This is a genomic window from Alphaproteobacteria bacterium (genome assembly GCA_033344895.1).
Classification (GTDB): domain Bacteria; phylum Pseudomonadota; class Alphaproteobacteria; order UBA8366; family Aestuariispiraceae; genus Pacificispira.
In genome coordinates this window covers 2,212,318-2,237,500 of record JAWPMN010000001.1, presented here as the reverse complement: position 1 = coordinate 2,237,500, position 25,183 = coordinate 2,212,318, and the positions used below count along the sequence as shown (strand labels likewise).

The window sequence follows — 25,183 nt, the reverse complement described above, 5'->3', positions numbered from 1 at the left end:
AGTCAACGAACAACCAGCCAACAAAGCCAGCCACCGCCAACCGCGTATCCCTTCCATATATCAACAATGTCAAATAACGGGCTTCGATCCGGGCCCCGGTCCGTTTCCGGTGTGGCGCCCCGTCGTTGCGGAGCCGGCTTATACGGATCGGCTCGGGGGGTGTCAAACGGTTTCGCGGAACTTTTTTGAAGAAGCGTCGTTTTTTTTCGCCCGCCCCCTGTCGCGCCTTCAAGATGCGGGGGCAAACCCTTGAAATGCCTTAATTCATCAGCTTGACGGCGAAAGCCGCTGTCGGTAACGCTATCGGTGAACCGCACGGACCGAGCGAGGGGCCGCAGGCGGAACCGCGGAAAAGGTGACGATTTCGCGATTCCGGCCTGGATTTTGCTTAGACGTGGGTACGAATCACGATAGGGCTGCCATTCGGAGAAAATACCGAGAAACAGGCGGAATCCGGTCGTGTTAGACAAATTTGATCTGGATTGTTCAGTCCCGGCATCGGTGCGCCAAGGCGGCACGCGGCCGGGCCACGAACGAAACGGGAGTGGGGTTTCGTGCGGATGGCTATCGGTATTCTTTCCCGCCTGCGTTCCTATAGAGGGAACGCGTCGGACGCTGCAGGGTTGCAGGACACGAAATTTGACGGGCCGCATTTTCATCGGCCCGGCCGGTCCATCGAAGCGAGGCGCCGTCTGATGGCGGGCGGCCTGTCTCTGGCCGGGCTGGTCGGGGCTGCGAGTTTCGCGGTGACCGTCATGGCAACCCCGACCCCATCGGACGATCCGGCGGAAGCCGTGATGAGCGCCCGGTCGCCGAGCGCCGCCCTGCTGCCGATCACGGAATCCCCGCGCCCCGATTCTCCGCTGGCCTCGAATTGGGCCGTCGCCTCCCTGGGGGTCGATTCCGCCGCGCAGGCCGATCTGCTGAGCCGTCCCTATTCCATCGAAATCGAGATCGCGTCCGGCGACACGCTGATGTCCGTCCTCCTGGATGCGGGCATTGACCGCCCGGATGCCTATCGGGCCATCGAGGCTCTGGCGGAGGTATTCGACCCGCGCGGTCTGCGCCCGAAGCAAACGATGGAAGTCGACATCATGCCGCCGCTGCCCAACGGCAAGGCGCGCATCGCGGAATTGCGGTTCCAGCCGGATGGCCTGCGCGACTTTGTGGTCACGCCGGAGGGAGAAAGCTTCGCCGCCGTCGAGAACATGCGCAGCCTGACCGATCACGTCGTGCGCACGGACGGCCGGATCGATTCCTCGCTCTATGTCGCCGCGCGCGAGTCCGGCGTGCCGGTCCGCGTCCTCGGATCCCTGATCAACATCTTCTCCTTCGATGTCGACTTCCAACGCGAAGTGCAGCCGGGGGACCGGTTCTCGCTGATGTTCTCGGAGAAGCGGACCGAAGACGGCGAAACCGTCGACTTCGGATCGATCCTGGTCGCCGAAATGAGTGTCGGTGGCAGCCTGAAACGGTTCTACCGGTTCGAGGACGATGATGGTCGGGTCGACTATTATGACGCCAAGGGCCAGTCGGTCCGCCGCGCCCTGCTGCGCACGCCGGTCGAAGGCGCGCGCATCTCCTCCGGTTTCGGCAAGCGCAAACATCCGATCCTGGGCTATACCAAGATGCACAAGGGCCTGGATTTCGCCGCGCCCAGCGGCACGCCGATTTACGCCGCCGGCGACGGTGTCGTCGAGGCGGCGGGCTGGAACGGCGGGTACGGTCGGTACATCCGTATCCGGCACAACGGAACCTATTCCACGGCCTATGCGCATCTGAGCCGTATCGACAGCCGTGTCAAACCGGGCGCCCGCGTCGAACAGCGCCAGATTATCGGCTATGTCGGGTCTTCGGGGCGCTCCACCGGGCCGCACCTGCATTACGAAGTTCACCTGAACGGGCGCCAGACCAATCCGTTGGGCGTTAAACTGCCGACGGGCAAGACCCTGGCCGGATCCGAACTGGCCCGTTTCGAACGGGTGCGCGCCGAGATCGAGCAGCAATACGCCGCCATCGAGCCGCGCACCCAGGTCGCCCAGATCGTCGATTAGGAGCGACGCGCCGGACGCCGTGCCGGCCGGCCCCCGCAAACCGAAACCGGCATCTTTCGAAGGCAGCAATCCCGGACTATCCTGCCGGTCGCATATGACTTCAGCGAAGGTCGGAAACATGTCCTATACGCTCTACGGCCATCCCGGTTCCGGCGGCTATGCGATCGAGGCCGGGCTGACGCTCGCCGGAGCGGATTACAAGACCGTCGAAATCGACACCAAGAAGGGCGAACAGTTCAGTGATGCCTTCCGGGCGGTAAACCCGTGGTGCCAGGTTCCAGCCCTGCTGCTGCCGGACGGCACGGTCATGACGGAATCCGCGGCGATGGCGATCCACCTGGCGGATAGTTTCCCGGAAGCCGGGATCGCCCCACCGATCGGCAGTTCCGGACGGGCGGAGTTCCTGCGCTGGATCGTCTTCATGACCGTGAACATCTATGAAGGCGATCTGCGGCTTTACTACGCCGACCGCTACACGACCGATGCCAATGGGATTGACGGCGTGAAAGAGGCCGGGCGGGAGCATATGCGGCGCGGCTTTCAGACCGTGGAGCGGCTTCTGGGCACGCGGGCCTTCATGCTGGGGTCGGAGATGAGCCTGGCCGATATCTATCTGGCGATGCTGCGGGCCTGGTTCCGCGACCCTCTCGACAGTCCTCGCGTCGACGCGGTTCAGGAGGCGGTCCGTACGCATCCGCCGATCGCCGACCTGTGGCGTCGGCACTTCCCGACACTGTGATTGCCAGCGCGTTGTCGGGACATCCCTGTCCGGTCTAACCTGAAATCTGGATCACGATCCGGGACAGGACAATGATGCGGCACAGCCTCGCCGTTCTGATGCTCGCCCTACTGGTTTCCCTGCCAGTTTCCCCGCCAATCCTAATGGGAAGCGCCCGGGCCGGCCAAACCGTCATCGCAGCCGAAGCGGAGCGGGATTGCAATACATGTCCCGCCTTTGTCAGGATTCCGCCCGGAACATTCCTGCTCGGCTCTCCCTCGGACGAGCCGGGGCGCGGCCGTAACGAGGGACCACAGGTGCAGGTCACCCTGCCCCGTGCCTTTGCGATGACAGTCGCGGAAATCAGCCGTGCCGAATTCGCGGCCTTTGTCGACGATACCGGCTACCGCATCGACAGGCCGTGCTTTGTCTATGACGGCCTGTCCTGGAAACCGCAGAACGGATTCGATTGGCGCAATCCGGGCTTCCGACAGGGGCCGGATCATCCGGCAGTCTGTATCAACGAGGCCGACGCGAAGGCGTATGCCCGCTGGCTGAACCGCCAAACCGGTGCACGATACCGCCTGCCTTCGGAAGCGGAGTGGGAATATGCGGCCAAGGCCGGCGAGACCGGCGCCATACCCCTGGACAGGCTATGCGGCATCGCGAACGGCGCCGCCCGCGAAAGCAGTTTCGAGTACCGGAACACGGCGTGCCGCGATCCGCACCCGACCACAGCCCCTGCCGGCGCCTATCCCACCAATGCTTTCGGCCTAACCGGCCTTTTGGGCAATGCCCTGGAATGGACCGGGGACTGCTACGCCCCCGGACATGAAGGGGCAGATCCCACTGGGGTAGCGCGACAGGACGGCGATTGTCGGTACCGCGTCATGCGCGGCGGCAACTGGGCTGCGGCCCCACAGCATCTGCGGCCGTCCAATCGAGGCGTGAACGCACCGGGCGACCGCTGGGCGACGAACGGGTTCCGGCTGGTACGCGAAATCGACTGAAGGCCTATTCCGCCGCTTCCGCCTGCATCGCCACGACACGATCCGCGTCCTTGCCGGTCAGTTCCTGCAAATGGTCGAAATGCGATTCAAAGGTACCTGCCCCCTGGGTCGCGGACCGCAGTTCCACGATCAGATCCTGCATCTCCGCCGCCGGGATCTGACACTGGACCTCGTCCCAGCCTTCCCAGCCGGCCTTCGCATCAAAGCCCAGTATCTGGCCGCGTCGGGCCGCGATGATGCGCTGCAGCCGAGGCGTGTGAACCGTCGGGACGGAGAGGGTGACCGCATTGATCGGCTCGAGCAGCACCGGCCCCGCCTCCGGCAGAGCGTCGCGGATCGCCTGGGAGCCTGCCTTGCGAAAAGCCATTTCCGACGAATCGACCGAATGGTGCTGTCCATCGGTCAGTGTCACCGACACATCCACCACCGGAAAGCCCAGCGGTCCGCATGCCAGCGCATCCTGGGCTCCGCCCTCGACCGCCGGAATGTATTGTCGGGGCACGGCACCGCCGTGGATTTTCTGCTCGAAGGCGAAACCACTGCCCCGCGCCCTGGGCTTCAACTCGATATGGACATCGCCGAACTCCCCATGACCGCCGGTCTGCTTCTTGTGGCGCGCATGGCGCTTCACCGGTTTGCGGATCGTCTCGCGATAGGCAACGCGGGGCATTGCCGCCCGAACGGTCAGGCCGGACCGGTTCTGCAGTTTTTCCAGCGCCAGGGTCAGATGCATCTGACCCTGCCCGCCCAGTATGAATTCCCCGGTAGTCTCGTCATGAAAGGTGACGAGCGACGGGTCTTCCTCGATGACCTTCTGAAGATTGCCGGGCAGCTTGACGTCGTCGGACCGGCTTTCCGCCTGAATGGCCTGGGCGAAAAGCGGTGGTGGCGCGTCGGGCCATCCCGGTCTTCCCAGGACCGCGTCCGGGGAAACGAGGTCACCAGTCGTAACGGCATCCAGTTTCCCGAAGGCAACGACCGAGCCGCATTCCGCCTCGGAAACCCGTTCATGCGCTGCGCCGAACAGGCGGTTCATGCCAGCCGGACGCATTCCAGCGATCGTGTCGCCTTCGCCAACCCGGCCGCGCAGCACACGACCGATCGAGAGCTTACCTGCATGGCCGGCATGCAGGGTCTTGAAGATCCGAACCCGGGCGGCGTCCGATGCCGCGTCCACCACCTCCAGGCCCTGGCGGGCCGCCAGAACCGAGCACTCGGGGGTGTCGTGCCGGAGGGCCTTGAGGAGGCGACGGACACCATGTGCGTTCGCGGCCGATCCGAAGAAGACGGGCACCAGAAGATTGCCAGCCAGATCCTTCGCAAGGGTCTCGTAGACCTCGCCCGTCGACGGGGAAACATCCTCCAGCAGTTTCTCCAGCAGCGCATCATCGAAATCCGCCAGACTTTCGAGTAGCTCCGTCCTGGCTTCGCTCTCGCGATCACTGGCGGAGTCCGGCAACGCGATCAGGCTGGATGGCGTATCCGGCTCCCAGCGAAAGGCCTTTTCGGAAACCAGATCGACATGGCCGGTCACGGTTTCGCCGTCCCGGATGGGAATCTCACGCAGCACCAGGGGACGGGCGGAAGCCGCCTGCAGGGCGGCCATGGTGGCCCGTACGCTGGCCGCGCCCTGATCCATCTTGTTGATGAACAGCATGTGCGGGATGTCCTGCGCGTCCAGTTGACGCAAAAGAGGCGCCACCGCGGGCGCCTTGTCCGGGTCGGGTTCGCAGACCACGACCGCAATATCCGCGACGGTCAGCGCCCCCAGCGCTTCCTGCGCCAGTTCCACTGAACCGGGGCAATCGATGAAGGTCCACGCCTCCCCCAGATAGGCTGTGCTGGCCACGTTGAGCTCGGTCGACATGGTATGGGCCCGGGCTTCCGGCGCGCCGTCGCCGAGGCTGCTGCCGTCATCGACCTTGCCGCGCCGACGCAGGGCTCCGGCCTCGAAGAGCATGGCTTCCAGCAATGTGGTTTTTCCGGAGAGATACGGGCCGCACAGAACAGCGGTACGCGGTCCTGCCGGGTGCGAAACAGTCATATGGCGGTCCTCCCTAGACACTGTTATCCAGGGTCCGGCAGGACCGCTTGTGCGGCAACCGGCGGCAATGCCCCCGCTTGTCGGCGCAGCCCGCAAGCCGGCGCCCCTTTATCTGTATCGCAAAATCGTAGCGCCGAATCGACCCGGAGTCCACGAAGCCCCGGCCGGGGCGGCGCGTCAGACCGGCCAGACCATCAGAATGGTCGGGACGGATACCAGCACGATGATGACCTCCAATGGCAGGCCGACGCGCCAGTAATCCCCGAACGCATACCCGCCAGGCCCCATGACAAGCGCATTGTTCTGGTGCCCGATCGGCGTCAGGAAGGCGCAGGACGCACCGACGGCGACGGCCATCAGATAGGGGTCCGGCGCGTGTCCCAGCCCATCCGCGATGGCGAGCCCGATCGGCGCCATCACAACGGTCGTCGCCGCATTGTTCAGGACGTCGCTGAGCGTCATCGTGACAACCAGGATCAACCCGACGATCAGCCAGACCGGCAGGCCTTCCGTTCCCCACAGGATACCATCGGCGATCAGGCCGGTCGCACCCGTCGATTCCATGGCGCCCCCGACCGGGATCAGGGCGCCCAGCAGGACGATGACGGGCCAATCCACGCTGTCATAGATTTCGCGCAGGGTGACCACCCCGAAAACGACGATCGCAACCGTCGCCACGCCGAAGGCAATCGGCAGTGGCACGACACCCAAGGATGCCGCCACCACCGCTGCGGCGAAGGATGCCAGAACGATCGGCCCTCGGTCCCGCCGCCCGAGACTGAGGTCCCGTTCGCGCAACGGCAGGCATCCGAAACGGGATACCGCGGCGTTCAACTCGTCGGCCGCCCCCTGGAGCAGGAGGATATCCCCGGCCCGAAACTGAAAATCCTTCAACCGTCCGCGATGGGCACGCCCGTTGCGCGCGACGCCCAGGAGGGCAACGCGGTAATGCGGGCCGAAACGCATCTGGGCGACTGTCCGCCCCTCCAACAGGGACCCGGCCTGCACCACCAGTTCAACGGCCGCCGCATCGCCGGAGTTCAGAATTTCCTTGAGGCTGGGGCCTCCACCGCTCAGCGACAGACCGAACTCGGAGACAAATCGATCGATCTCCTCCGCCGCGCCTTCGACTATCAGGATGTCGGAGGCACGCAGCGGTTCATGGCGGGGCGGGGCAGGATAGTTGCGCCCGCGCCGGATCAGCTTTGCGACCACGACGTCCATGTCCTCGCTCAGCTTCTCTAGCTCGGTAATGGTCTTCCCATAGGCCTTGCAGTCCTTCGACAGCTTGACCTCCGCCGTGTAGACATCGACGCCGAAATTCGATCCGTCGTCCCCCTTCGGCCCGGACGGGATGAACCGCCAACCGACCGCAATCAGGTAAATCAGCCCCGCCAGCATCGCGATCCCGCCCACGGGCGCGAAGTCGAACATGGCGTACCCATCCCCAAGGGCCCGGTCCCGGATGGAGGATATCAGGATATTGGGCGGCGTCCCGATCAGGGTCAGCATGCCGCCCAGGATCGACGCGAATGCCAATGGCATTAGAACGAGGCGCGCCGGGCGTTCGGCCTTCCGCGCGGATTGGATCGCAACCGGCATCAGCATGGCCAGTGCGCCGACATTGTTCATGAATCCGCTGAGCAGGGCCGCAGTACCGCCCAGACCACCGATATGGCCGGGTGTCGTGCCCGCGCCGCGCTGAACCAGACGCGCAATCGGGTCGATCGCGCCGGAAGCCGACAGCGCCTTGCTCAAGATTAGGACAAGGGCGACGGTGATTACCGCCGGGTTGCCGAACCCTTCGAAGGCCCTACCAGGTTCCACCACCCCCAACAGAACGGCGGCGAGCAGACCCGCAAGGGCAACGAGGTCGTATCGATAACGCCCCCAGATGAACAGGCCCAACAGGGCCGCCAGGATGCCCAGGATAAGACCTTGGTCCAGCGTCACGATGTTTGTCCTTAGAGATCGCCTATGACCGCATAGAGGGCGTCCAACTGCGCGGCCCCCATCAGGCGACTGCGCGCGATCGACCAGCCATTGATCGGGTCCGGCGCATTCGCATTGTCCTTGAACGGCATTTCCAGGGTCATGGAAAGGGCTCCGAACCGCTCTGCCAGTTGGGCGGAGCACATCGAAAGGTTCGCCTTGCCCGGTGCGGCCGTCGGATAGCCGTGCTCCGTCTGGAAATCGGGATTAGCGCGTTTCAGCGCATCTTCATAGGCGACACGAAGATCGATCATTTTCTGCGTCGCGGAGGGTACCGCATCCGCCCCGGCGATGAAGTTGTAGGGCAGACCCTCGTCGCCATGCATGTCGAGACAGAAGTGCAGACCGGCCCTGTCCATCGCCTGGAGCGTCAGATAAACTTCCGGGCTGTTCTCCATCGACGCCTTGTCCCATTCGCGGTTCAGGTTGATGCCCTTGGCGTTGGTGCGCAAATGTCCTCGGCGGCTGCCATCCGGATTCATGTTGGGAATGGCATAGACATTGGCCTGCGCCAGGACCTCACGGCCGACAGGATCATTGCGGTCCAGCAGGCGCGTCAGAAAACCTTCCATGCACCACTCCGCCATGCTTTCGCCGGGGTGCTGACGGGCAATGGTCCATACGCTCTTCTTCCTGGGGTCACCGTCCCCGATCACCAGTAGATCCAGTTCTTCGCCGTCGAGGGTTTCGCCCAGCACAGCGTGTCGGCAGTTGGGCTGCGACTGGCAGGCAGCGATCAGGTCGCGATGCCGTTCGCGCGAATACGGGGCGAAATAGGCGAAATACAGGGAATCCGCCTCTGCCAGATGACGGATCGTCAGAACCCCGTCCTTGTAGCTGGTGTCGGTCCGAACCCAACTGTCGCGATCCGAAGAAACACAGGCACGGTAATCCTCCCAGCCCTTCGTGTAGGACGCATCGCCGGCATTGACGATGTGGATGACCAGGGACTCCCCGGCCACGCCGCTGACCCGGAAATGGAACCATTGGAAGAATCCGTCTTCGCCGATATCCGGCCGGATCTTCAGGCGAATGTCCTGCGGATCCTCCGCCGATACGATTTCAATGTTGCCGGAGTCGAAATTGCTGGCGATGTGCATGTATGCTCCTGTCGGACAAAGAACGGCGACCGGCACGATAGGATGCGGCGCGCATTTCGGAAAGCCTCCGTCCCAGTTGGACGCGCATGGTGCCGTTTTCAATATTGCGCGTCATGACGGGCCTGTGGGACCGACGGTTCGGGACAATCCGGAATCCGTGATGGACGGACACGAAATTTTTGCTGGCGTCGCGGGCCATGAGCGCGCATATGGCCGCCGCGTTACGGATCGATACCCAATCTGGAAAGGGCCGCGCCATGATGACCGCCCTGAAATTGAGCTGGGCCCTGTTTCTGGGGCTGACACTGATCATGATCGGCAACGGTCTTGGCGGATCGCTGGTCGGCGTTCGCACCCAGGTCGAGGATTTCGGGAACACGCTGACCGGCCTGGTGATGGCGGGCTATTTCCTGGGCTTCTTCATCGGGTCGATCATCGTGCCGAAGATGATGGCGCGCGTCGGTCATGTCCGGGTCTTCGGCGCCCTGACGGCGCTGGCCTCCCTGACGATCCTGATCTATCCGCTGTTCATCGATCCCTATGTCTGGACCGCGATGCGCGTACTGACGGGCGTGTCCTATGCCGGTCTTTATATCGTCGTCGAGAGCTGGCTGAACGAGAAGGCGACCAACGACACGCGGGGCCAGATGCTGGCCATCTATCTGGTGGTCAGTTCTCTGGGCGTCGCCGGTGGTCAGTTGCTGCTGAACCTTTACGACCCGGCCAACTTCGAACTGTTTACCGTGGTGTCGGTGCTGATCTCCCTGGCGGCGGTGCCGGTACTCGTCTCCGCAGCGCGCGCGCCGGATTTCGAGGCACCGGAATCACTCGGCCCGCTTCGCCTGTACAAGGTGTCGCCGCTCGGCACGATCGGCATGGTCCTGGTCGGAATGACCGCCGGCATCCTGATCGGCATGGGACCGGCCTATGGCTTCAAGATGTATGGCACCGAGTTCGCATCGCTGTTCATGACGGCGATCTTTGTCGGTGGATTTCTGTTCACCTGGCCGATCGGCAAGCTGTCGGACATTTTCGACCGGCGTACGGTCATCGTCTGTGTCGTCGCGGCCTGTGTCGGCGTCGGCATCTTCGGACTGTTCTTCCAGGACCCGGCTGCCCTGAACCAGCTACAGACCTATCAGCGATTCTACAGTTTCGACGGCAGCAGCATCCTGAACGACGCCAACATCCTGCTGCTGGTGGCCCTGGTCTTCGGCGGCATGGCCCTGCCGCTCTATTCATTGTGTATCGCGCATACCAACGACCATCTGACGACCAAGCAGATGGTTGCAGCCAGTTCGACTTTGATCATGGCGAACGGTTTGGGCGCCATGGTCGGGCCGAGCATCGCCGGTCTGGCGATGGATCTGGTCGGAACGCCGGGCTATTTCTGGGCCCTGATCGCGGTGAATGTGATCTTTGTGATCTTCGGCCTGTACCGGATGTCCCGCCGCCCGGCCATCGCGGCCGAGGAACAGGGCAGCTTTGTTGCGGTCGACTCGCGCATGACCGTCGTCGCGACCACAGCCCTGAACCCGGAAGTCGAATGGCCGGAAACGGAGCAGGATGCCGATCTGATTGACGGCGACGCCCCACCGCCCGATGCGGTTCAGCCCGAAGGCACCCCCGAAGCCGATGCATCGGAGACCTGGGACGATCTACCGGAAGTCACCCCGGACGAAACCGGGGCATCCGACGATGAAGCCGCGGCCCCGGAAGCGACGGCCGATCCCGACAGTGATGACGGAAAGGGACGAGACAGGTCCGGCGGCGCATGATAGGCGTGGCGGGTGATGAGTGAAGATCGCCCCCTGGACCTGGATCATTTCCGGAAGTTGCTGGCGGATCGCCTGGCGGAACTGGCGGCGCTGGATGCGTCGACCAAGGAGGCCCGCGCGCCTGTGACGCTGGATCAGCAGTCCGTCGGCCGGCTGTCCCGGATGGACGCGCTGCAGGGACAGGCAATGGCCCTGGCGACGGAACAGCGCCGCAAGGCGGAAGAGGCCCGCATCCGCGCGGCCCTGTCCCGGATCGACAGTGGCGACTACGGATATTGCGTGGTCTGTGACGAGGACATCCCCAGGAAGCGTCTGGAACTGGATCCCGCCATTCAAACCTGTGTCGATTGTGTAGGCGGTTCCTGATCTCATGCGCGGTGCTCTGGATTTTCTGCGGGCAGACCCCCGCCTGGCTTTCTACGGCCTGTTCGTGGCCTTCGCATCGAGCTTCGGTCAGACCTACTTCATATCCCTGTCCGGCGGCGAGATTCGCCGCGAGTTCGGACTGACCGACGGCGAGTTCGGGACAATCTACGGCCTGGGCACGCTGATGTCCGCGGCGCTGATCGTCTATACGGGCGGCATCATCGACCGCATCGACCTGCGCCGCTGGACAATCTGCCTGCTACCGGCCTGCGCCGTCGCCTGCGCCGCCATGGGGTCGATTGCAGGACCGGTCACCCTGTTCTTCGCGGTCTTTCTGCTGCGGCAGACAGGGCAGGGCCTGATGAGCCATACGATGGGGCACAGTCTGGGCCGGTACAGCCGGATCGGGCGTGGCAAGGCGGTGGCTTTCGGGTCCTACGGTTTCCCGATCGGGGAGGCGATCTTTCCGGTAATCGGCGTCGCCGCCATCGCCGCCTTCGGCTGGCGGGAAACATGGTACGGCCTGTCGGCAATCTACCTGCTGGTCATGTTGCCCATCGCGATGCTGCTGCTGCGCGGGCATGGTGCACGGTACGAGGCCTACAAGCGGGAGCTGGACGAAAGCGAGGCGCCCGCCGTTCCCGCAAAGCCGATTCCCAGCGCCCCGACCGCCCCGCTGGACGGTAAGGCGCGGCTGCCGTCGCGGCATTGGCGGCGCCGTGAAGTCCTGCGCGATGCGCGCTTCTACATCTTCCTGCCCGGCCTTCTGGCCCCAAGCTTCATTGTGACCGGCCTGCTGCTGCATGGCGTTCGAATTGCCGAAACAAAGGGCTGGGGTACCGTCATCTGGGCCGAAAGCATCGTCTTCTATGCCCTGGCCAGCATCCCGTCCGGATTGCTGATCGGCGCACTGATCGACCGGAAGGGCGCGGCAGCGGCCCTGCCGCTGTTCCTGCCGCCGACCATTGTCGGAACACTGACCCTGGCCTATGGCGACGGCAGTTGGACCGCGCCGGTCTTCATGGCGATGTCCGGCCTGACCGCCGGCATGACATCGGTGATCCAGGTCGCCCTGTGGGCAGAAAGCTACGGCACGCGCTACCTGGGCGAGATCAAGGCCCTGATGACGGCGTTGATGGTGTTCTCCAGCGCCGCCGCCCCGCCGATCCTGGGCTGGATGTTCGACTGGAACTGGTCCGTCGCCGAAATCGCGATCTTCTGTTCCTGTTATGCCGCCCTCGGCAGCGTTCTTTCCATCCTGGCGGCGCGTCGCTACGCTGCCCCGACCGCACACATCAATCAGGGAGCCTAGAATGCCGAACCTGTGGCTGTTCAAATCCGAACCCGGAACCTGGGGCTGGGACGATCAGGTCGCCAAGGGCGATGTCGGTGAAGGGTGGGACGGCGTCCGGAACTACCAGGCGTCGAACAACATGAAGGCCATGAAGGTCGGTGACCGCGGCTTCTTCTATCATTCCGTCAACGAAAAGCAGATTGTCGGCATTGTCGAGGTGATCGAGGAGTACCATCCCGATCCGACCGATCCGAAGGGCCGGTTCGGCATGGTCACGGTCAAGGCCGTTCGCCCCTTCACCAAACCGGTGACCCTGGCGGACATCAAGGCGGAACCCGCGCTGGAAGACCTGCCGCTGATCAAGCAATCGCGCCTGTCGGTCATGCCGATCCCGCAGGATGCCTGGAACCTGATCTGCAGGATGGGCGACACCGATCCGTCCTGACGCGAATCTGCGGAGGCCCCGATGGGAAAGCTGGATGTGTGGTCGCGCCTGGATCCGCAAATGGCCGAGGCGCTGAAGGTCGAGGCACGGATCGCGGCGGAAACGGCCCAAGCGCACGGTCTTCAGGACGTCGACCCGAAGGACCTGGCGGCGCAGCGCCTGCAGTACAACGCAAACAGGGCGCATTGGAACACGGGCGCACCGACCATGGTGGAAACCACGGATTTGTTCCTGCCCGGCCCTTACCGGGACATTCCCGCGCGTCTTCATCGTCCGACCCAGCGTCAGGCCGATCCGTCGCCGGTGCTGATCTACCTGCATGGCGGCGGCTGGATCGTGGGTAATCTCGACACCCATGATCGCATCATGCGGATTCTGGCTCAGAAAAGCGGCTGGTGCGTGCTGGGTGTCGACTATCACCTGGCGCCGGAAGCGAAATTCCCACAGCCGCAGGACGAGTGCTGCGCCGCCGCCGACTGGATACTGGACCAGGGCACAGCCCACGGGCTGGATCCGGACCGCATCGCCCTGGGGGGCGATTCCGCGGGTGCAAACATGTCCATGTCGGTCCTGCTGCACATGAAACGTCAGGGGCGCATCGACGCGGCGCGCGCAGCCCTTCTCTATTATGGATCCTATGGATTGCGTGATTCGGCATCACGCCGGCTGTGGGGCGGCGCCGAGGACGGGCTGAGTGCCGCCGATCTGGCCTTCTTCCGGGAGTGCCTTTTCGAGAATCCGTCCGACATGACCGACCCGCGCTTCGACATCCTGGCCAATGATCTTTCCGGGTTGCCACCGCTCTTCGTGCTGGAGGTTGCCATGGATCCGCTGGCCGATGATAGCCGCGCCCTGACCGCCGCCGTCGTGGAGGCAGGCGGCATTGCCGAGCATCAGCAGGTCGAGGGCGTGCTGCATGGCTTTCTGCATATGAGCCACAGCGTCGACGCCGCCATGACGGCGCTGACCGACGGGGCCGCCTTCCTTCGGGCGCGCCACTAGGCCCCTGTCTCCGTCAGACCGCGTATCGGGCCGCCGCCTTATCCATGAACCGGGCCAGTTTCACATCAAGTTCCGACAGACCATCGCAATCATGGGTCGTCAGCACGACATCCACCTTGTTGTAGACATTGAACCATTCCGGATGATGGTCGAGTTTTTCGGCCTGCATCGCGGCGTGGGCCATGAAACCGAAGGCCTGATTGAAGGTCTTGAACCGGAAGCTGCGCCGGATCGCATCGCGGTCCTCCACGGTCTGCCATTCCGGCAGGTCCGCCAGAGCCGTTTTCCGTTCCGTCGCGGTCAATTTCGTGGCCATGGACCATTCCTCCTTACTGCTTGGGGCTGACGCGGGGGAAGTGTGGGGGTATATCACGCCGATGACCCAATTCACCCTGCCACCCAGCCTGGACGATATAGAAGCCATCGCCAACCGTCAGTTGGCCGAACTGCCGGATGCCTTTCGCCGGCACCTCGGCGACATCCTGTTCCGGATTCAGGATTTTCCGGACGACGAGACGGTCGACGCATTGGAGCTCGACTCCCCGTTTGACCTGATGGGGCTGTATCACGGCGTCGATATGAGCCGGAAATCCGTCGCCGACCCGACCCCGGGTATCGACATGATCTACCTATACCGACGACCGTTGCTGGATTACTGGTGCGAGACGGAGGAGGATTTCGAACATCTGGTGCGGCACGTGCTGATCCATGAGATCGGCCATCACTTCGGGCTCAGCGACGAAGACATGCACGCGATCGAAGACGCCGCCGAAGCGGACGATGCCGCGGAGGAAACGCCATGAGCGACGGAATCGCCGCCCGACGGGCCGCACTTTCCATGCTGGAATCGGTTCTGGATCGCGACCGCGGGCTGGATGAATGCACCGACGCCCTGACCGGGCTGGAGCCACGGGACCGGGGTTTCGCGCGACTGACCGCCTTGACGGTTCTGCGCCGGCTCGGCCAGTTGGATGTCCTGACCGACCTGTTGATGGAACGGCCGCCGCAGGGTCGGGCCCGGCGCATTCGTCACGTCCTGCGCATCGGTCTGGCGCAGCTGCTGTTTCTGGATACGCCGGCCCATGCCGCGGTCGATGCGTCGGTCGAACTGACGCGTCAGGAAGGGATGGCGAAGCTGGCGGGGCTGGTGAACGCGATCCTGCGCCGCGCGGTGCGGGAGAAGGCGGCCCTCCTCGCCCAGGATGCGGCCACCCGCGCGAACACACCGGCATGGCTCCGTGAAGATTGGGAAGCACAATTCGGTCGCGAGGTCGCCACCGCCATCGCCGATGCTCATTTGCAGGAACCGCCGACCGACCTGACCTGCCCGGGACGGGCCGACGCGCTTGCGTCGGAGCTGGGGGGTGTCCGGATCGGACAGGACACGGTCCGCCTGACCCGCGCCGGCGATGTGACGGCCCTGCCCGGCTATGCGGAAGGCACCTGGTGGATTCAGGATACGGCCGCGGCGCTGCCGGTCCAACTCTTGGGAGATGTGGCCGGGCGGCGGGTCATAGATCTTTGCGCGGCGCCGGGCGGCAAGACGGCTCAATTGGCAGCAGCGGGGGCGGCGGTGACGGCCGTCGACCGGTCGAAACCGCGTCTGGCGCGATTGTCGGAGAATCTCGAACGGCTGAATCTTTCCGCAACCGTGGTTACGGCGGATGCCACGCAATGGCAGCCGTCAGAGCCGGGGGATGCCGTTCTTCTGGACGCCCCCTGCAGTGCGACCGGCACACTGCGCCGCCATCCCGAAATTGCGCATCGGCGCGGCCCCGGGGACGTCGCGAAACTGGCCGACCTGCAGCGTCGCCTGGCCGCCGCATCGGTCGCGATGCTGAAGCCGGGCGGAGTGCTGGTTGCGGCAACATGTTCGCTTCAGCGTGCCGAAGGCCCCGGACTCCACGCGGCTCTGAGCGCCCTGAGCGACCTGGAGGCCTGGCCCATCACTCCGTCGGAACTGCCGGACTTTCCCGGGGCCGTGACGGCGGATGGATGTCTGAGGACGCACCCTGCCATGCTGGCTGAGCAGGGCGGGATGGATGGCTTTTTCGCCATGCGATTCCGGAAGCGGGGCTAACCCTTCAGCTTTGCGAGAATACCGGCCAGCGTTGTCGCCTCTCCGGCGGAAAGCCTGGCCCCGAAATGCCGCGAAATCGCTGCGGCGTAGACCGGCCACATGCGGCGTTGCACGGCGCGTCCTTCATCGGTCAGGGTCAGGATGTGGCCGCGTCCGTCCTCCACGCAGGGTTCCCGCAGGATCAAACGTTCCCTCGCCATCCGGTCCAGAAGACGGGACATGTTGTACTGGGCCAGCAGCATGCGGTCCTGAAGCTGATAGGGCCGCAATCTTTCCGGTTCGGCACGCTTCAGTTCCAGAAGAACGTCATACCAGGCCAGAGGCGGATGACCGGCGGCCTTGAGATCGGCCTCCACACGTCCGATCAGGTCCTGGGAAACCCGCACCAGCCTTGCCCAGGCATGTACGGTTTCGTCCGATGGCATATCTGCGTTTTCAATCATGCCATAGCCTGACAGATGAATGCAGATGCATCAAGCTTGACTCCCCACTCACTTCGCCCATATAGATGCAATTGCATTCACAATGGAGATTGACCGATGCCTAGTCCCCTACCCCTTCACGATGCCGGTGCCGCCCTGCTGCGGATCGCGCTGGGCATCGTCTTTCTGGCCCATTCCGCCATCCTCAAGGTCATGATCTACGGCCTGCCCGGCACCGCCCGGTTCTTCGAATCCCTCGGCCTGCCCGGCGGGTTCGCCTATATCGTTGCCGGTGCAGAAATTGTCGGGGGGATCATGCTGATCCTGGGCATTCACGCCCGCTGGGCGGCACTTGCGCTGCTACCCATTCTTCTGGGGGCGGTATGGGTACATGCCGGCAATGGCTGGCTGTTCACCGTAGCCAATGGCGGCTGGGAGTATCCGGCCTACCTCAGCGCAGCGGCCCTTGCACAATTCCTGATCGGCGACGACCGGTTTGTTCTGGTCCGGTCCTACCCCTTGCCTGGTATCGCCAGGGAGGTAGCGCAATGACCCGGACCCTGACGCTGATCAGCCACACGCTGTGCCCCTATGTGCAGCGTGCCGCCATCGCCCTGACGGAAAAGTCGGTGCCGTTCGACCGGGTCTATGTCGATCTCGCGGACAAGCCCGATTGGTTCAGAACCCTGTCTCCCCTGGGGAAGGTTCCGGTCCTGAAAGTGACGCGAGACGGCGTCGAGACCCCGATCTTCGAATCCGCGGTCATTCTGGAATACATCGAAGAAACCGAACCGTCTCCGTTGCATCCGTCGGACCCTTTGGCGCGGGCACGCCATCGATCCTGGATTGAGTTCGGTTCCCAGGTCCTGAACCGGATCGGCGCCCTGTATAACGCGCCCGACCCCGCCGCCCTGAGGACGGAAAAGGAGAAACTGGATGGGATGCTGATCCGTCTGGAAGAGGAACTGGGGGGCGCCCCCCGGACAGACATTCCTCAGACGGATGGGCCCTGGTTTGAGGGCACGCGCTTCTCCCTCGTCGACGCCGTATACGGGCCGATATTCCGGTATTTCGATGTCCTGGATCACTACTCTGTTTCAGCCATGCCGACAGACTTGGCCCGCTTGAAGTCCTGGCGGTCGGCCCTGGCTGCGCGGCCATCGGTCATCTCTGCGGTTACGCCGGATTACCCGGCCCTGCTGACTCGATTTCTGCAGCGCCGGAACAGCGCCCTGTCCCGGGTCATGGCGCATGCCGCCTGACCGGTCGGATCTAGACTACGGCCCGGCCGGTCTCCCCGTCCCGCCAGGACTGCATTTTCCGGTACAGCGTTGACGGCGCAACGCCCAGTGCGCCGGCGGCCTTCGGTACATTGCCGCCGCACAGGGCGACCGCCGCCTCGATGGTTTCGCGTTCCACCACCGCCAGGGGGCGAATTTCCGCGACGGTGGGGGCGGAAACTGTTGCGCCGCCGGAATTCGTCGGCCGGCCGCCGGAAGTAAGGGCCCGTTCGACCATCTCTTCGGTCACGGCCTCGCCGTCGTTGAGAACCACGATGTTGCGCATGGTGTTTTCCAACTCGCGGACATTGCCGGGCCAGGCGTGCCGCTGCAGTCGGTCCAATGCGTCACTGTCGATCCGGCAGAACCGCTTTCCTTCTTCCTCCGCGAAACGCTTCACCATGCTGGTAGCAATCGGTTCGATGTCGTCCGGCCGGTCCCTCAGGGCCGGCATCCGGATCGGAATGACGTTCAGGCGGTAGTAGAGGTCCTCCCGCAGATTGCCGTCGCGGATCGCCTCCGCCGGCTCACGATTGGTCGCACAGACGAATCGGACATCGACCTCCCGCTCGGTATTCTCGCCGATGCGGGTGTAACGTCCGGTCTGGATGAACCGCAGCAGCTTTGTCTGCAGGTCCATGTCCATCTCGCCGATCTCGTCCAGGAACAGGGTGCCGCCATCCGCCTGCTCGGCCGCCCCCTTCCGATCCGATGTCGCGCCGGTAAAGGCCCCTTTGCGATGACCGAAAATTTCGGACTCCATCAGTTCCCGGGGGATGGCGCCACAGTTCAGCGCGACAAATGAGCCGTTGCGTCGGGGGCTTTCGGTGTGGATCGCATGGGCGCAAAGTTCCTTGCCGGTACCCGATTCACCGGTCACGAAGACACTGGCCCGGGAGGCGGCAGCCGCCGCAATGGTCCGATAGACCGCCTGCATTGCCGCGGATCCACCGATGAAGCGATGAAATCCACCGGATATCGGGCGGGTCACGGCATCGACAATGCCGGCCAGATCATGGCGCTCCGCCGCATTTGCCACGGTGACGATCAGGCGCTGCGCGTCGAACGGCTTCACCAGGAAGTCATAGGCGCCCAGGCGCATTGCCTCGACCGCGCGGTTGACCGACCCGTGGGCAGTGATCACCACGACGGGCGCCGCCACACCGATTTCCTTCAGCTGTTTCAGGACGTCGAAGCCATCGATGTCGGGAAGTTGAACATCCAGAAGAATGACCGCCGGTTTCAGCGTCTGCGCTGCCTCAAGACCGTCACCGCCCCGCGTGCAATGATGAACCACCGCACTCTGCGAGGTGAGCTGCGCCTGATACAGCTCCGCCAGCTTTGCGTTATCCTCGATCAGCAGAATCTGCCGGCCAAGTAGCATCACGTCACCCGTTCGCTATCGCGGCGTCCCACCTTGCCGCACAGCCCCGTCCCGGACACAATTATGAACCAACACGCAGATTTGCAAAATGCAAAAACAGACTGCGACCCTAAAAACTTTGTGAACAGGAGGATCGGCCCCCATGCGGCTTAAGGACAAAATTGCGATCGTGACCGGTGCGGCCTCGGGCTTCGGTGAAGGGATCGCCCGGCGTTTCGCCGCGGAAGGCGCCAAGGTCATTCTGGCCGACATCAACGACGAAAACGGCAATCGGGTGGCACAGGACATCGGCGGGGACGCGGTCTATGCCCATGCCGACGTCACCAGCGCCTCGGACTGGCAGGCATTGGTCGAAACCGCAAAGGATCGTTTCGGACGCCTGGATATTGTCGTGAACAATGCCGGCTATACCCATTTGAACCAGCCGATGCTTGAGGTCGACGAGGCGGAGTTCGACAAGGTCTATGCGATCAACGTGAAGTCCCTGTTCCTGTCCGCCCATGCGGCGCTGCCCGTGTTCCGTGCCCAGGGCGGCGGCCAGTTCCTGAACATTGCCTCCACCGCCGGCATCCGTCCACGACCCGGCCTCGTCTGGTACAACAGTTCGAAATCGGCGGCGATCGGCGTCACCCGATCCATGGCGATTGAACTCGCCGGGGAACAGATTCGCGTCAACGCGATCAATCCAGTGGCCGGTGAGACGCCGCTGCTCAAACGCTTCATGGGGGAAGACACGCCGGAGAAACGGGCGATGTTCAAGGCATCCATTCCGATGGGACGGCTGTCCACCGCGAACGACATTGCCGGAGCCGCCGTCTATCTGTGTTCCGACGACGCCTCCCTGGTCACCGGCGTCTGCATGGAGGTGGACGGGGGGCGCTGCATATGACGGATGAGGCTCCTGCCCCCAGATTGCGGGATGTCGCTGCGATCCTGACCCCGGAACAGCAAGTCGACCTGAAAGCGACCGACGCCCCCGACTTCTATCAGAATCTGGACGTCGAATATGGCGGATTTGCAGGGCATGCCCTGATCTCCGAACACGCCTTCTCAAGCGATTGGGGCACCTGGGAACGGCATCCGGCCGGGGATGAATTCATCTATCTGCTGGAGGGCCAGGTGGAATTCGTCTGTCACACCGGCGACGGAGAGACGGTTACCCGCCTGGATACGCCCGGCCAGTTCGTGGTCGTCCCGCGCAATGTCTGGCATACGGCCCGTACGTCGGTGCCGACGCGGGCCCTGTTCGTGACGCCGGGTGCCGGGACCCAGCACTGCGACGACCCTCGGCTCTGACCCTGGGCCCGCATGCAAACGAAAACCGCCCGGCAGTTTCCTGCCGGGCGGCTTTTTTGTTCCGGTACGTCCGGTCGGCTTATTCGCCGCGCAGGATCGACAGAAGGTTCAAGATGTGGATGAACATCGTCACGAAGCTTCCGTACAGCAGCAGCGCGCCGAACAGGGCCAGACGGCCAACCTGCGTGTCACCCAGCGTGTCCATGTACCAGTTCTTGATCTGCTGCGTTTCGTAGGCGGTCAGGCCGGCGAAGACCAGCACGACGCCCGCCGAAAGGATCAGCGAGAACATGGAGGACGCGATGAAGATGTTGACGATCATCGCGATCAGCAGACCGATCGCCGCCATCATCAGGAAGCGTCCGACGCCGCTCAGGTCCTTCTTCGTCGTGTAGCCGAACAGGCTGGCCCCGGCAAACATGCCGGAGGTGATGAAGAAGGCGCGCGCCACGTCCATCGTGCCCTCGGTCGTCTGCAGGAAGTAGGCGACCATCGGCGAGATCATCACGCCCCAGAGTGCGCAGTAGACCCAGTAGAAGGCATGTGCCGCGACCGTCGACTTCATGGTCACGATCTTCGAAGAGAAGAAGCCCATGCCCAGGACTGCCGCGAACAGCACCCATTTCACCGGGCCGACCGCGATCTGCACCATGATTTCCGGGTTGCTCGCCATGAACAGGACGACAAGCCCGGTGAAAGCGACACCCAGCGCCATGTAGTTGTACACGCGCAGCATGTAGGACCGCAGACCGGCGTCGATTTCTTCGCGATCAACAGTACCGGCGCGGGTCGCGTAACGGTTCGGATTGAGAGCCATTGCTCGTTGCCCCTTTTCTACCCTCGTTGAGTTAGCCCTGCGACCACCACTATGGGCCGCAGGAGACTGATTTTCCGACGCTAATATGGGCAGAAACGCATTGAAATTCAACTGGCGCCGCACAATGGCAGTACGAAATCGACAGAGCGCCGCCCTACTCGTTCCTCAACAGCGGGGCCGCCTTCCTTCCCAATGCGGCCCAGGTTCCGGCAAAGCCGAGAGAGATCGTGGTGCCAAGGGCGACGATGACGGTCAGGGCCGCCGCTTCCGGGACGAAAATCCAATCCGCCTGCATCACCTCTTCGATCACGACATAGGCGGCGAGGCCGCCGACAAGACCGGCAATCAGCGCCGTCAGCAGACCCAACAGTCCGAACTCCAGCAGATAGGCGATCAGTACATCCCGTCGTGTTGCGCCCAGAACCTTCAGAACCACGGATTCATAAATGCGCCGGCTGTGCCCGGCCGCGACCGCGCCGGCCAGGACCAGGACGCCGGCAATGATGGCAATGGCCGCGATGGCCGTAACAGCCGTACCGAGGTCCTGAAGGATCTTGTCGACCCCTTCCAGCACTTCCTTCACGCGGATGGCCGAGACATTGGGATAGAGGTCCGTGACCGCCCGCTCCAGCGCCACTTCCCGGTCCGGCTCCAGATAGGCGGTGGCCAGATACATCTGCGGCGCGCTTTCCAGCAGGCCGGGGGAAAAGACCATCACGAAATTGATGCCAAGCGACGTCCAGTCGATCGTCCGAAGGTTGGCGATCTCCGCCTGGATTTCCCGGCCCAGCACATTGACCGTCAGCGTGTCGCCGATGCCGAGCCCGAAATACTGCGCGGCCTCCGCATCGAAACTGACCAGCGTGCGCGACGTATCGGCATAGTCTTCCGGCCACCAGGCGCCTTCGACGATCTCGCTGCCGCGTTCCGGCGGCGTTCGGGACCAGGTGATGCCCCGGTCGCCACGCAGCATCCAGGCGACTTCGGGATGCGGTTCGATCTCCTCGACCGGAACGCCGTCCAGCGCGACGATGCGACCGCGCAGCATCGGCACCGTATCGTAGCGATCCAACCCGTCGAATCCGTCCAGCGTCTCGCGGAACCCGTCAATCTGGTCCGGCTGAATGTCGATGAAGAAGTAGCCCGGCGCTTCGCCACGGAAGGTCTCTGACACCTGGCGTGACAGATTGCCTTCGATCATGGCCACCGCAATCAGCACGGTCAGGCCAAGCCCCAGCGACACGACGATCCCGCCGGTGGGAGCGCCCGGCCGGTGCAGATTGGCCATGGCCAGGGCGATGCGCGTGTCCCGCGGTCGCGGCAGTCGACGCGCCAACGCCATCGCTGCCCAGGCGGCGGCCCGGAAAGCCAGCAACGTTGCGACTGCCCCGCCGGTGAAGGCCAGCGCCACGACCGGCTGATCCGCGGACAATACCGCCAGACCGACCAGCCCTGCCGCCGCGGCCGCAAGAAAGAGTGCCATTTTCGGCCCTGGGCGTGCCGTGACGGGGTTCAGAAGATCCCGGAACAAGGTCGCGGCCGGAACGGAGCTTGCCCGCGCCAGCGGCCATAATGCAAAGACCAGTGTCGTCAGCAGGCCGAACCCGGCAGCGAGCAGCAACGGCATCGGATACAGCCCGACCCGGGCTTCCACCGGCAGCTTGTCCGCCAGCATCGGGACCACCAATGACGGTCCGACCCCGCCGAGCAACAGGCCCAGAACAATCCCGACCAGCGCCAATGCGCCGACCTGGATCAGATAGGTTGCGAAGATCGTGGCCGAGGGCGCACCGAGGCATTTCAGGGTCGCGATCGTGCCCGTGCGCTGGTTGAGGAAGGCACGTACGGCATTGCCGACACCGACCCCGCCGACCAGAAGCGCTGTCAGACCGACCAGCGTCATGAACAGACCGACCCGGTCAACGAATCGCTGAATGTTCGGCGCGGCGTCGTCCAGGGCCCGGACACGCCATCCGGCGTCGGGAAACTGCGCATTCAGGCTTTCGACCCAGCCGCCGACATCGGTCTGCGGGGGCAACAGGACCCGATGATGGTATCGGATCAGGCTGCCGGGCTGCTCCAGATCGGTTTCCGGCAGGGCGTCAATGGAAATGAAAATCCGCGGCCCGAGGTTGAATGCCTGCGTGCCCTTGTCCGGCTCTTCCAGAAAGGTGCCGCGATATTCGAATTCCGCTTCCCCGATTCGCACCCGGTCGCCCTCGTTCAGGCGCAATCTCTCGGCCAGTTGCGGGGCTGCAATCAGGCCCCATACCCCGTTCTGCCGCTGCAACGCGGACATTGTCAGGCCGTCTTCCAGCACCAGGGTGCCGTTCAGGGGATAGGCGCCATCCACCGCCTTCATCTCGACCAGGCGGCGTTCGGCGCCGTCGGCACGGATGGCCATCGCACGCATCTGCACGATCCGGGACAGAGCAGCCGTGTTATCGCGCAACCAGTCGATCTGTTCCGGGCTGGCCTCCTGGTGCATCAGCCGAATATCGACGTCGCCACCCAGCAGAACCCGGCCATCGGCCTTCAACCCCGCCTCGATCGCCGAGGCAAGGGAGCCGACACCGGCAATCGCCGCGACGCCGAGCGCCAGACAGGCCAGAAAAACCCGAAAGCCCTTCAAGCCACCGCGCAGTTCCCGCAAGGCAAATCGGAATGCGGTTCCCAGCACCGGCATCTACTCCGCCGCCTTGAGTGCCGCACCGCCGGTCAGGCGGCCGTCACGCATCTCGACCGTCCGGTCGCAGGCGCTGGCCAGTGTCGAATCGTGGGTAATCAGCATGAGGGTCGTTGCATGGTCGCGTGCCAGTGAAAACATCAGATCGACAATCTGCGCGCCCGTATCGGCGTCCAGATTGCCGGTCGGTTCATCCGCCAGAATCAGTTTCGGCTCCGCCGCAAAAGCCCGGGCCAGTGCGACCCGCTGCTGTTCCCCGCCGGACAGCTGTCCGGGATAATGTTTGAGACGGGCCCCCAGACCGACCTGGTCCAGTACCGCCGCCGCGCGCTCCGCTGCATCCCGCCGGCCGGCAAGCTCCAAAGGAATGGCCACGTTTTCCACCGCTGTCATGGTGGGAACGAGATGGAAGTTCTGAAAGACGATGCCCAGGTTGTCGCGCCGGAAGCGTGCCAGACCGTCTTCGTCCAGAGTGGAGAAATCCTGTCCGCCGACAATGACCTGACCGGACGTCGCCTGTTCCAGCCCGGAGACGATCATCAGCATAGACGTCTTGCCGGAGCCGGACGGTCCGACGACACTGACCGTTTCGCCGCGCGCAACGGACAGATCGACGCCATGTAGAATATTGACGTCGCCTGCCAGGGACCCAAGTGTTAGATGCACATCGCGCAGGGCGATCATTTCGGTTGTCGCACCTTCGTTATCGCCGCTTTGCAAATGGGATGTCATGACCCGCCTTTCCTGTACACACCAACGGCTATATGGCGCCATGCGGCGCGCGATCAATGCCGCCGCCGCTTTCTGTGCCGTGTTTCTGATGTTGTCCGCCCCCGTGGCCGCCGCAGACGACGTCGTCATCCTGGCTCTTGGGGACAGTCTTGTCGCGGGTTACGGCCTGTCCAGGCAGGACAGCTTTCCGGCCCGGCTGGAAGCGGAATTGAAGGCGCGCGGTTATGACGTGCGCGTTGTGAACGGTGGCGTTTCCGGCGACACATCCAAGGCCGGGCTCGGCCGCGTGGACTGGCTGTTCGCGGAAAAACCGGATCTCATGCTGCTGGAACTGGGCGCCAATGACGGGTTGCGCGGTCTGCCGCCGGAACAGACCGAAGCGAACCTAGCCCAGATCATCGAGAAATCGCAGTCCGCCGGTGTCCCGGTCCTGCTGACCGGGATGATGGCGCCCCCCAATCTCGGACGCGAATACGGTGCGGCTTTCAATGCGCTTTATCCCCGGTTGGCGGAAAAATATGGCACGGCCTTCTACCCCTTCTTTCTGGAGGGCGTCGCCGCCGAGGCGCATCTGAACCAGGACGACGGGATGCACCCCAACGCCGAGGGCGTTCAGGTGATCGTGGAGCGAATTGCCCCGAGCGTCATCGAAGCGCTCGAATCCGGGAACGGATCGTGACGAC

General features: G+C 63.7%; 24 protein-coding genes. 15 read left to right on the top strand and 9 right to left on the bottom strand.

Features of this window, described 5'->3' with window-relative positions:
• Window positions 1-560 precede the first annotated feature (560 nt).
• From R8L07_10920 to R8L07_10910, 3 genes are all read left to right on the top strand, one after another.
• Window positions 561-2,054: a peptidoglycan DD-metalloendopeptidase family protein gene (locus tag R8L07_10920; protein MDW3206041.1), complete on the top strand. Its 1,494-nt coding sequence runs from the start codon at window positions 561-563 to the stop codon at window positions 2,052-2,054.
• A gap of 118 nt (window positions 2,055-2,172) precedes the next feature.
• Window positions 2,173-2,793, top strand: a complete 621-nt coding sequence (locus R8L07_10915) for a glutathione S-transferase family protein (protein MDW3206040.1) — start codon at window positions 2,173-2,175, stop codon at window positions 2,791-2,793.
• Between the two features lie 71 nt (window positions 2,794-2,864).
• Window positions 2,865-3,782 carry a formylglycine-generating enzyme family protein gene (locus R8L07_10910; protein ID MDW3206039.1) on the top strand — a complete coding sequence of 306 codons (918 nt, stop codon included), beginning with the start codon at window positions 2,865-2,867 and terminating at the stop codon, window positions 3,780-3,782.
• A gap of 4 nt (window positions 3,783-3,786) precedes the next feature.
• Here the strand turns inward: R8L07_10910 and R8L07_10905 are convergent, their stop codons facing one another.
• The 3 genes from R8L07_10905 to R8L07_10895 all read right to left on the bottom strand — a co-directional run bounded on the left by R8L07_10905 (window position 3,787) and on the right by R8L07_10895 (window position 8,918).
• Entirely contained in the window at window positions 3,787-5,826 is a 2,040-nt protein-coding gene (locus R8L07_10905; GenBank protein ID MDW3206038.1) for an elongation factor G, read from the bottom strand.
• A 177-nt stretch (window positions 5,827-6,003) separates the two neighbouring features.
• A complete protein-coding gene (locus R8L07_10900) occupies window positions 6,004-7,779 on the bottom strand; it encodes an SLC13 family permease (GenBank protein ID MDW3206037.1) in 1,776 nt (591 codons plus the stop codon).
• 11 nt (window positions 7,780-7,790) lie between these two features.
• Window positions 7,791-8,918, bottom strand: coding sequence for a M14-type cytosolic carboxypeptidase (locus R8L07_10895; GenBank protein ID MDW3206036.1), 1,128 nt, complete (start codon window positions 8,916-8,918; stop codon window positions 7,791-7,793).
• 197 nt (window positions 8,919-9,115) lie between these two features.
• Between R8L07_10895 and R8L07_10890 the strand changes: the two genes are divergently transcribed.
• From R8L07_10890 to R8L07_10870, 5 genes are read left to right on the top strand one after another with little or no spacing between them, the layout of a single operon-like run.
• Complete coding sequence (locus tag R8L07_10890; GenBank protein ID MDW3206035.1) at window positions 9,116-10,696, top strand: MFS transporter; 1,581 nt, start codon at window positions 9,116-9,118, stop codon at window positions 10,694-10,696.
• 15 nt (window positions 10,697-10,711) lie between these two features.
• The gene (locus tag R8L07_10885; protein MDW3206034.1) at window positions 10,712-11,062 is read left to right on the top strand and encodes a TraR/DksA family transcriptional regulator; all 351 of its coding nucleotides are present in this window, start codon (window positions 10,712-10,714) and stop codon (window positions 11,060-11,062) included.
• Window positions 11,063-11,066: 4 nt separating this feature from the next.
• On the top strand, window positions 11,067-12,374 hold the full coding sequence (locus tag R8L07_10880) for an MFS transporter (protein MDW3206033.1): 1,308 nt from the start codon (window positions 11,067-11,069) through the stop codon (window positions 12,372-12,374).
• A gap of 1 nt (window position 12,375) precedes the next feature.
• A complete protein-coding gene (locus R8L07_10875) occupies window positions 12,376-12,801 on the top strand; it encodes an EVE domain-containing protein (GenBank protein ID MDW3206032.1) in 426 nt (141 codons plus the stop codon).
• A gap of 21 nt (window positions 12,802-12,822) precedes the next feature.
• Window positions 12,823-13,803 (top strand): alpha/beta hydrolase fold domain-containing protein, encoded by a 981-nt coding sequence (locus R8L07_10870; protein ID MDW3206031.1) that lies wholly within the window; start codon window positions 12,823-12,825, stop codon window positions 13,801-13,803.
• A 13-nt stretch (window positions 13,804-13,816) separates the two neighbouring features.
• Here the strand turns inward: R8L07_10870 and R8L07_10865 are convergent, their stop codons facing one another.
• On the bottom strand, window positions 13,817-14,173 hold the full coding sequence (locus tag R8L07_10865) for a 4a-hydroxytetrahydrobiopterin dehydratase (GenBank protein MDW3206030.1): 357 nt from the start codon (window positions 14,171-14,173) through the stop codon (window positions 13,817-13,819).
• Window positions 14,174-14,180: 7 nt separating this feature from the next.
• Between R8L07_10865 and R8L07_10860 the strand changes: the two genes are divergently transcribed.
• Together R8L07_10860 and R8L07_10855 are read left to right on the top strand one after the other, a co-directional pair.
• Window positions 14,181-14,606 carry a metallopeptidase family protein gene (locus R8L07_10860; GenBank protein ID MDW3206029.1) on the top strand — a complete coding sequence of 142 codons (426 nt, stop codon included), beginning with the start codon at window positions 14,181-14,183 and terminating at the stop codon, window positions 14,604-14,606.
• Window positions 14,603-15,883 (top strand): transcription antitermination factor NusB, encoded by a 1,281-nt coding sequence (locus R8L07_10855; protein MDW3206028.1) that lies wholly within the window; start codon window positions 14,603-14,605, stop codon window positions 15,881-15,883. The genes R8L07_10860 and R8L07_10855 overlap by 4 nt, the downstream gene beginning before the upstream one ends.
• Here the strand turns inward: R8L07_10855 and R8L07_10850 are convergent.
• Window positions 15,880-16,326: a MarR family transcriptional regulator gene (locus R8L07_10850; protein ID MDW3206027.1), complete on the bottom strand. Its 447-nt coding sequence runs from the start codon at window positions 16,324-16,326 to the stop codon at window positions 15,880-15,882. The two genes, R8L07_10855 and R8L07_10850, sit on opposite strands and share 4 nt — an antisense overlap.
• A 96-nt stretch (window positions 16,327-16,422) precedes the next feature.
• Here R8L07_10850 and R8L07_10845 point away from each other — a divergent pair, with 96 nt between their 5' ends.
• Both R8L07_10845 and R8L07_10840 read left to right on the top strand, forming a co-directional pair.
• Window positions 16,423-16,857, top strand: coding sequence for a DoxX family protein (locus R8L07_10845; GenBank protein ID MDW3206026.1), 435 nt, complete (start codon window positions 16,423-16,425; stop codon window positions 16,855-16,857).
• Window positions 16,854-17,567 (top strand): glutathione S-transferase family protein, encoded by a 714-nt coding sequence (locus tag R8L07_10840; protein ID MDW3206025.1) that lies wholly within the window; start codon window positions 16,854-16,856, stop codon window positions 17,565-17,567. Before R8L07_10845 ends, R8L07_10840 begins: the two co-directional genes overlap by 4 nt.
• 10 nt (window positions 17,568-17,577) lie before the next feature.
• On the opposite strand, the gene R8L07_10835 is transcribed toward R8L07_10840, so the two are convergent.
• Complete coding sequence (locus R8L07_10835) at window positions 17,578-18,969, bottom strand: sigma-54 dependent transcriptional regulator (GenBank protein MDW3206024.1); 1,392 nt, start codon at window positions 18,967-18,969, stop codon at window positions 17,578-17,580.
• A gap of 142 nt (window positions 18,970-19,111) precedes the next feature.
• Between R8L07_10835 and R8L07_10830 the strand changes: the two genes are divergently transcribed.
• Together R8L07_10830 and R8L07_10825 are read left to right on the top strand one after the other, a co-directional pair.
• On the top strand, window positions 19,112-19,858 hold the full coding sequence (locus tag R8L07_10830; protein ID MDW3206023.1) for an SDR family oxidoreductase: 747 nt from the start codon (window positions 19,112-19,114) through the stop codon (window positions 19,856-19,858).
• Complete coding sequence (locus R8L07_10825) at window positions 19,855-20,265, top strand: cupin domain-containing protein (protein MDW3206022.1); 411 nt, start codon at window positions 19,855-19,857, stop codon at window positions 20,263-20,265. The genes R8L07_10830 and R8L07_10825 overlap by 4 nt, the downstream gene beginning before the upstream one ends.
• Window positions 20,266-20,344: 79 nt before the next feature.
• Here the strand turns inward: R8L07_10825 and R8L07_10820 are convergent, their stop codons facing one another.
• The 3 genes from R8L07_10820 to R8L07_10810 form a co-directional block, all read right to left on the bottom strand.
• Entirely contained in the window at window positions 20,345-21,082 is a 738-nt protein-coding gene (locus R8L07_10820; protein MDW3206021.1) for a Bax inhibitor-1/YccA family protein, read from the bottom strand.
• 154 nt (window positions 21,083-21,236) lie between these two features.
• Complete coding sequence (locus tag R8L07_10815; GenBank protein ID MDW3206020.1) at window positions 21,237-23,768, bottom strand: FtsX-like permease family protein; 2,532 nt, start codon at window positions 23,766-23,768, stop codon at window positions 21,237-21,239.
• Window positions 23,769-24,500, bottom strand: a complete 732-nt coding sequence (locus R8L07_10810) for an ABC transporter ATP-binding protein (protein ID MDW3206019.1) — start codon at window positions 24,498-24,500, stop codon at window positions 23,769-23,771.
• On the opposite strand from R8L07_10810, the gene R8L07_10805 reads away from it, so the two are divergent.
• Window positions 24,499-25,179: an arylesterase gene (locus R8L07_10805; GenBank protein ID MDW3206018.1), complete on the top strand. Its 681-nt coding sequence runs from the start codon at window positions 24,499-24,501 to the stop codon at window positions 25,177-25,179. The two genes, R8L07_10810 and R8L07_10805, sit on opposite strands and share 2 nt — an antisense overlap.
• The last annotated feature ends 4 nt before the right edge of the window (window positions 25,180-25,183 follow it).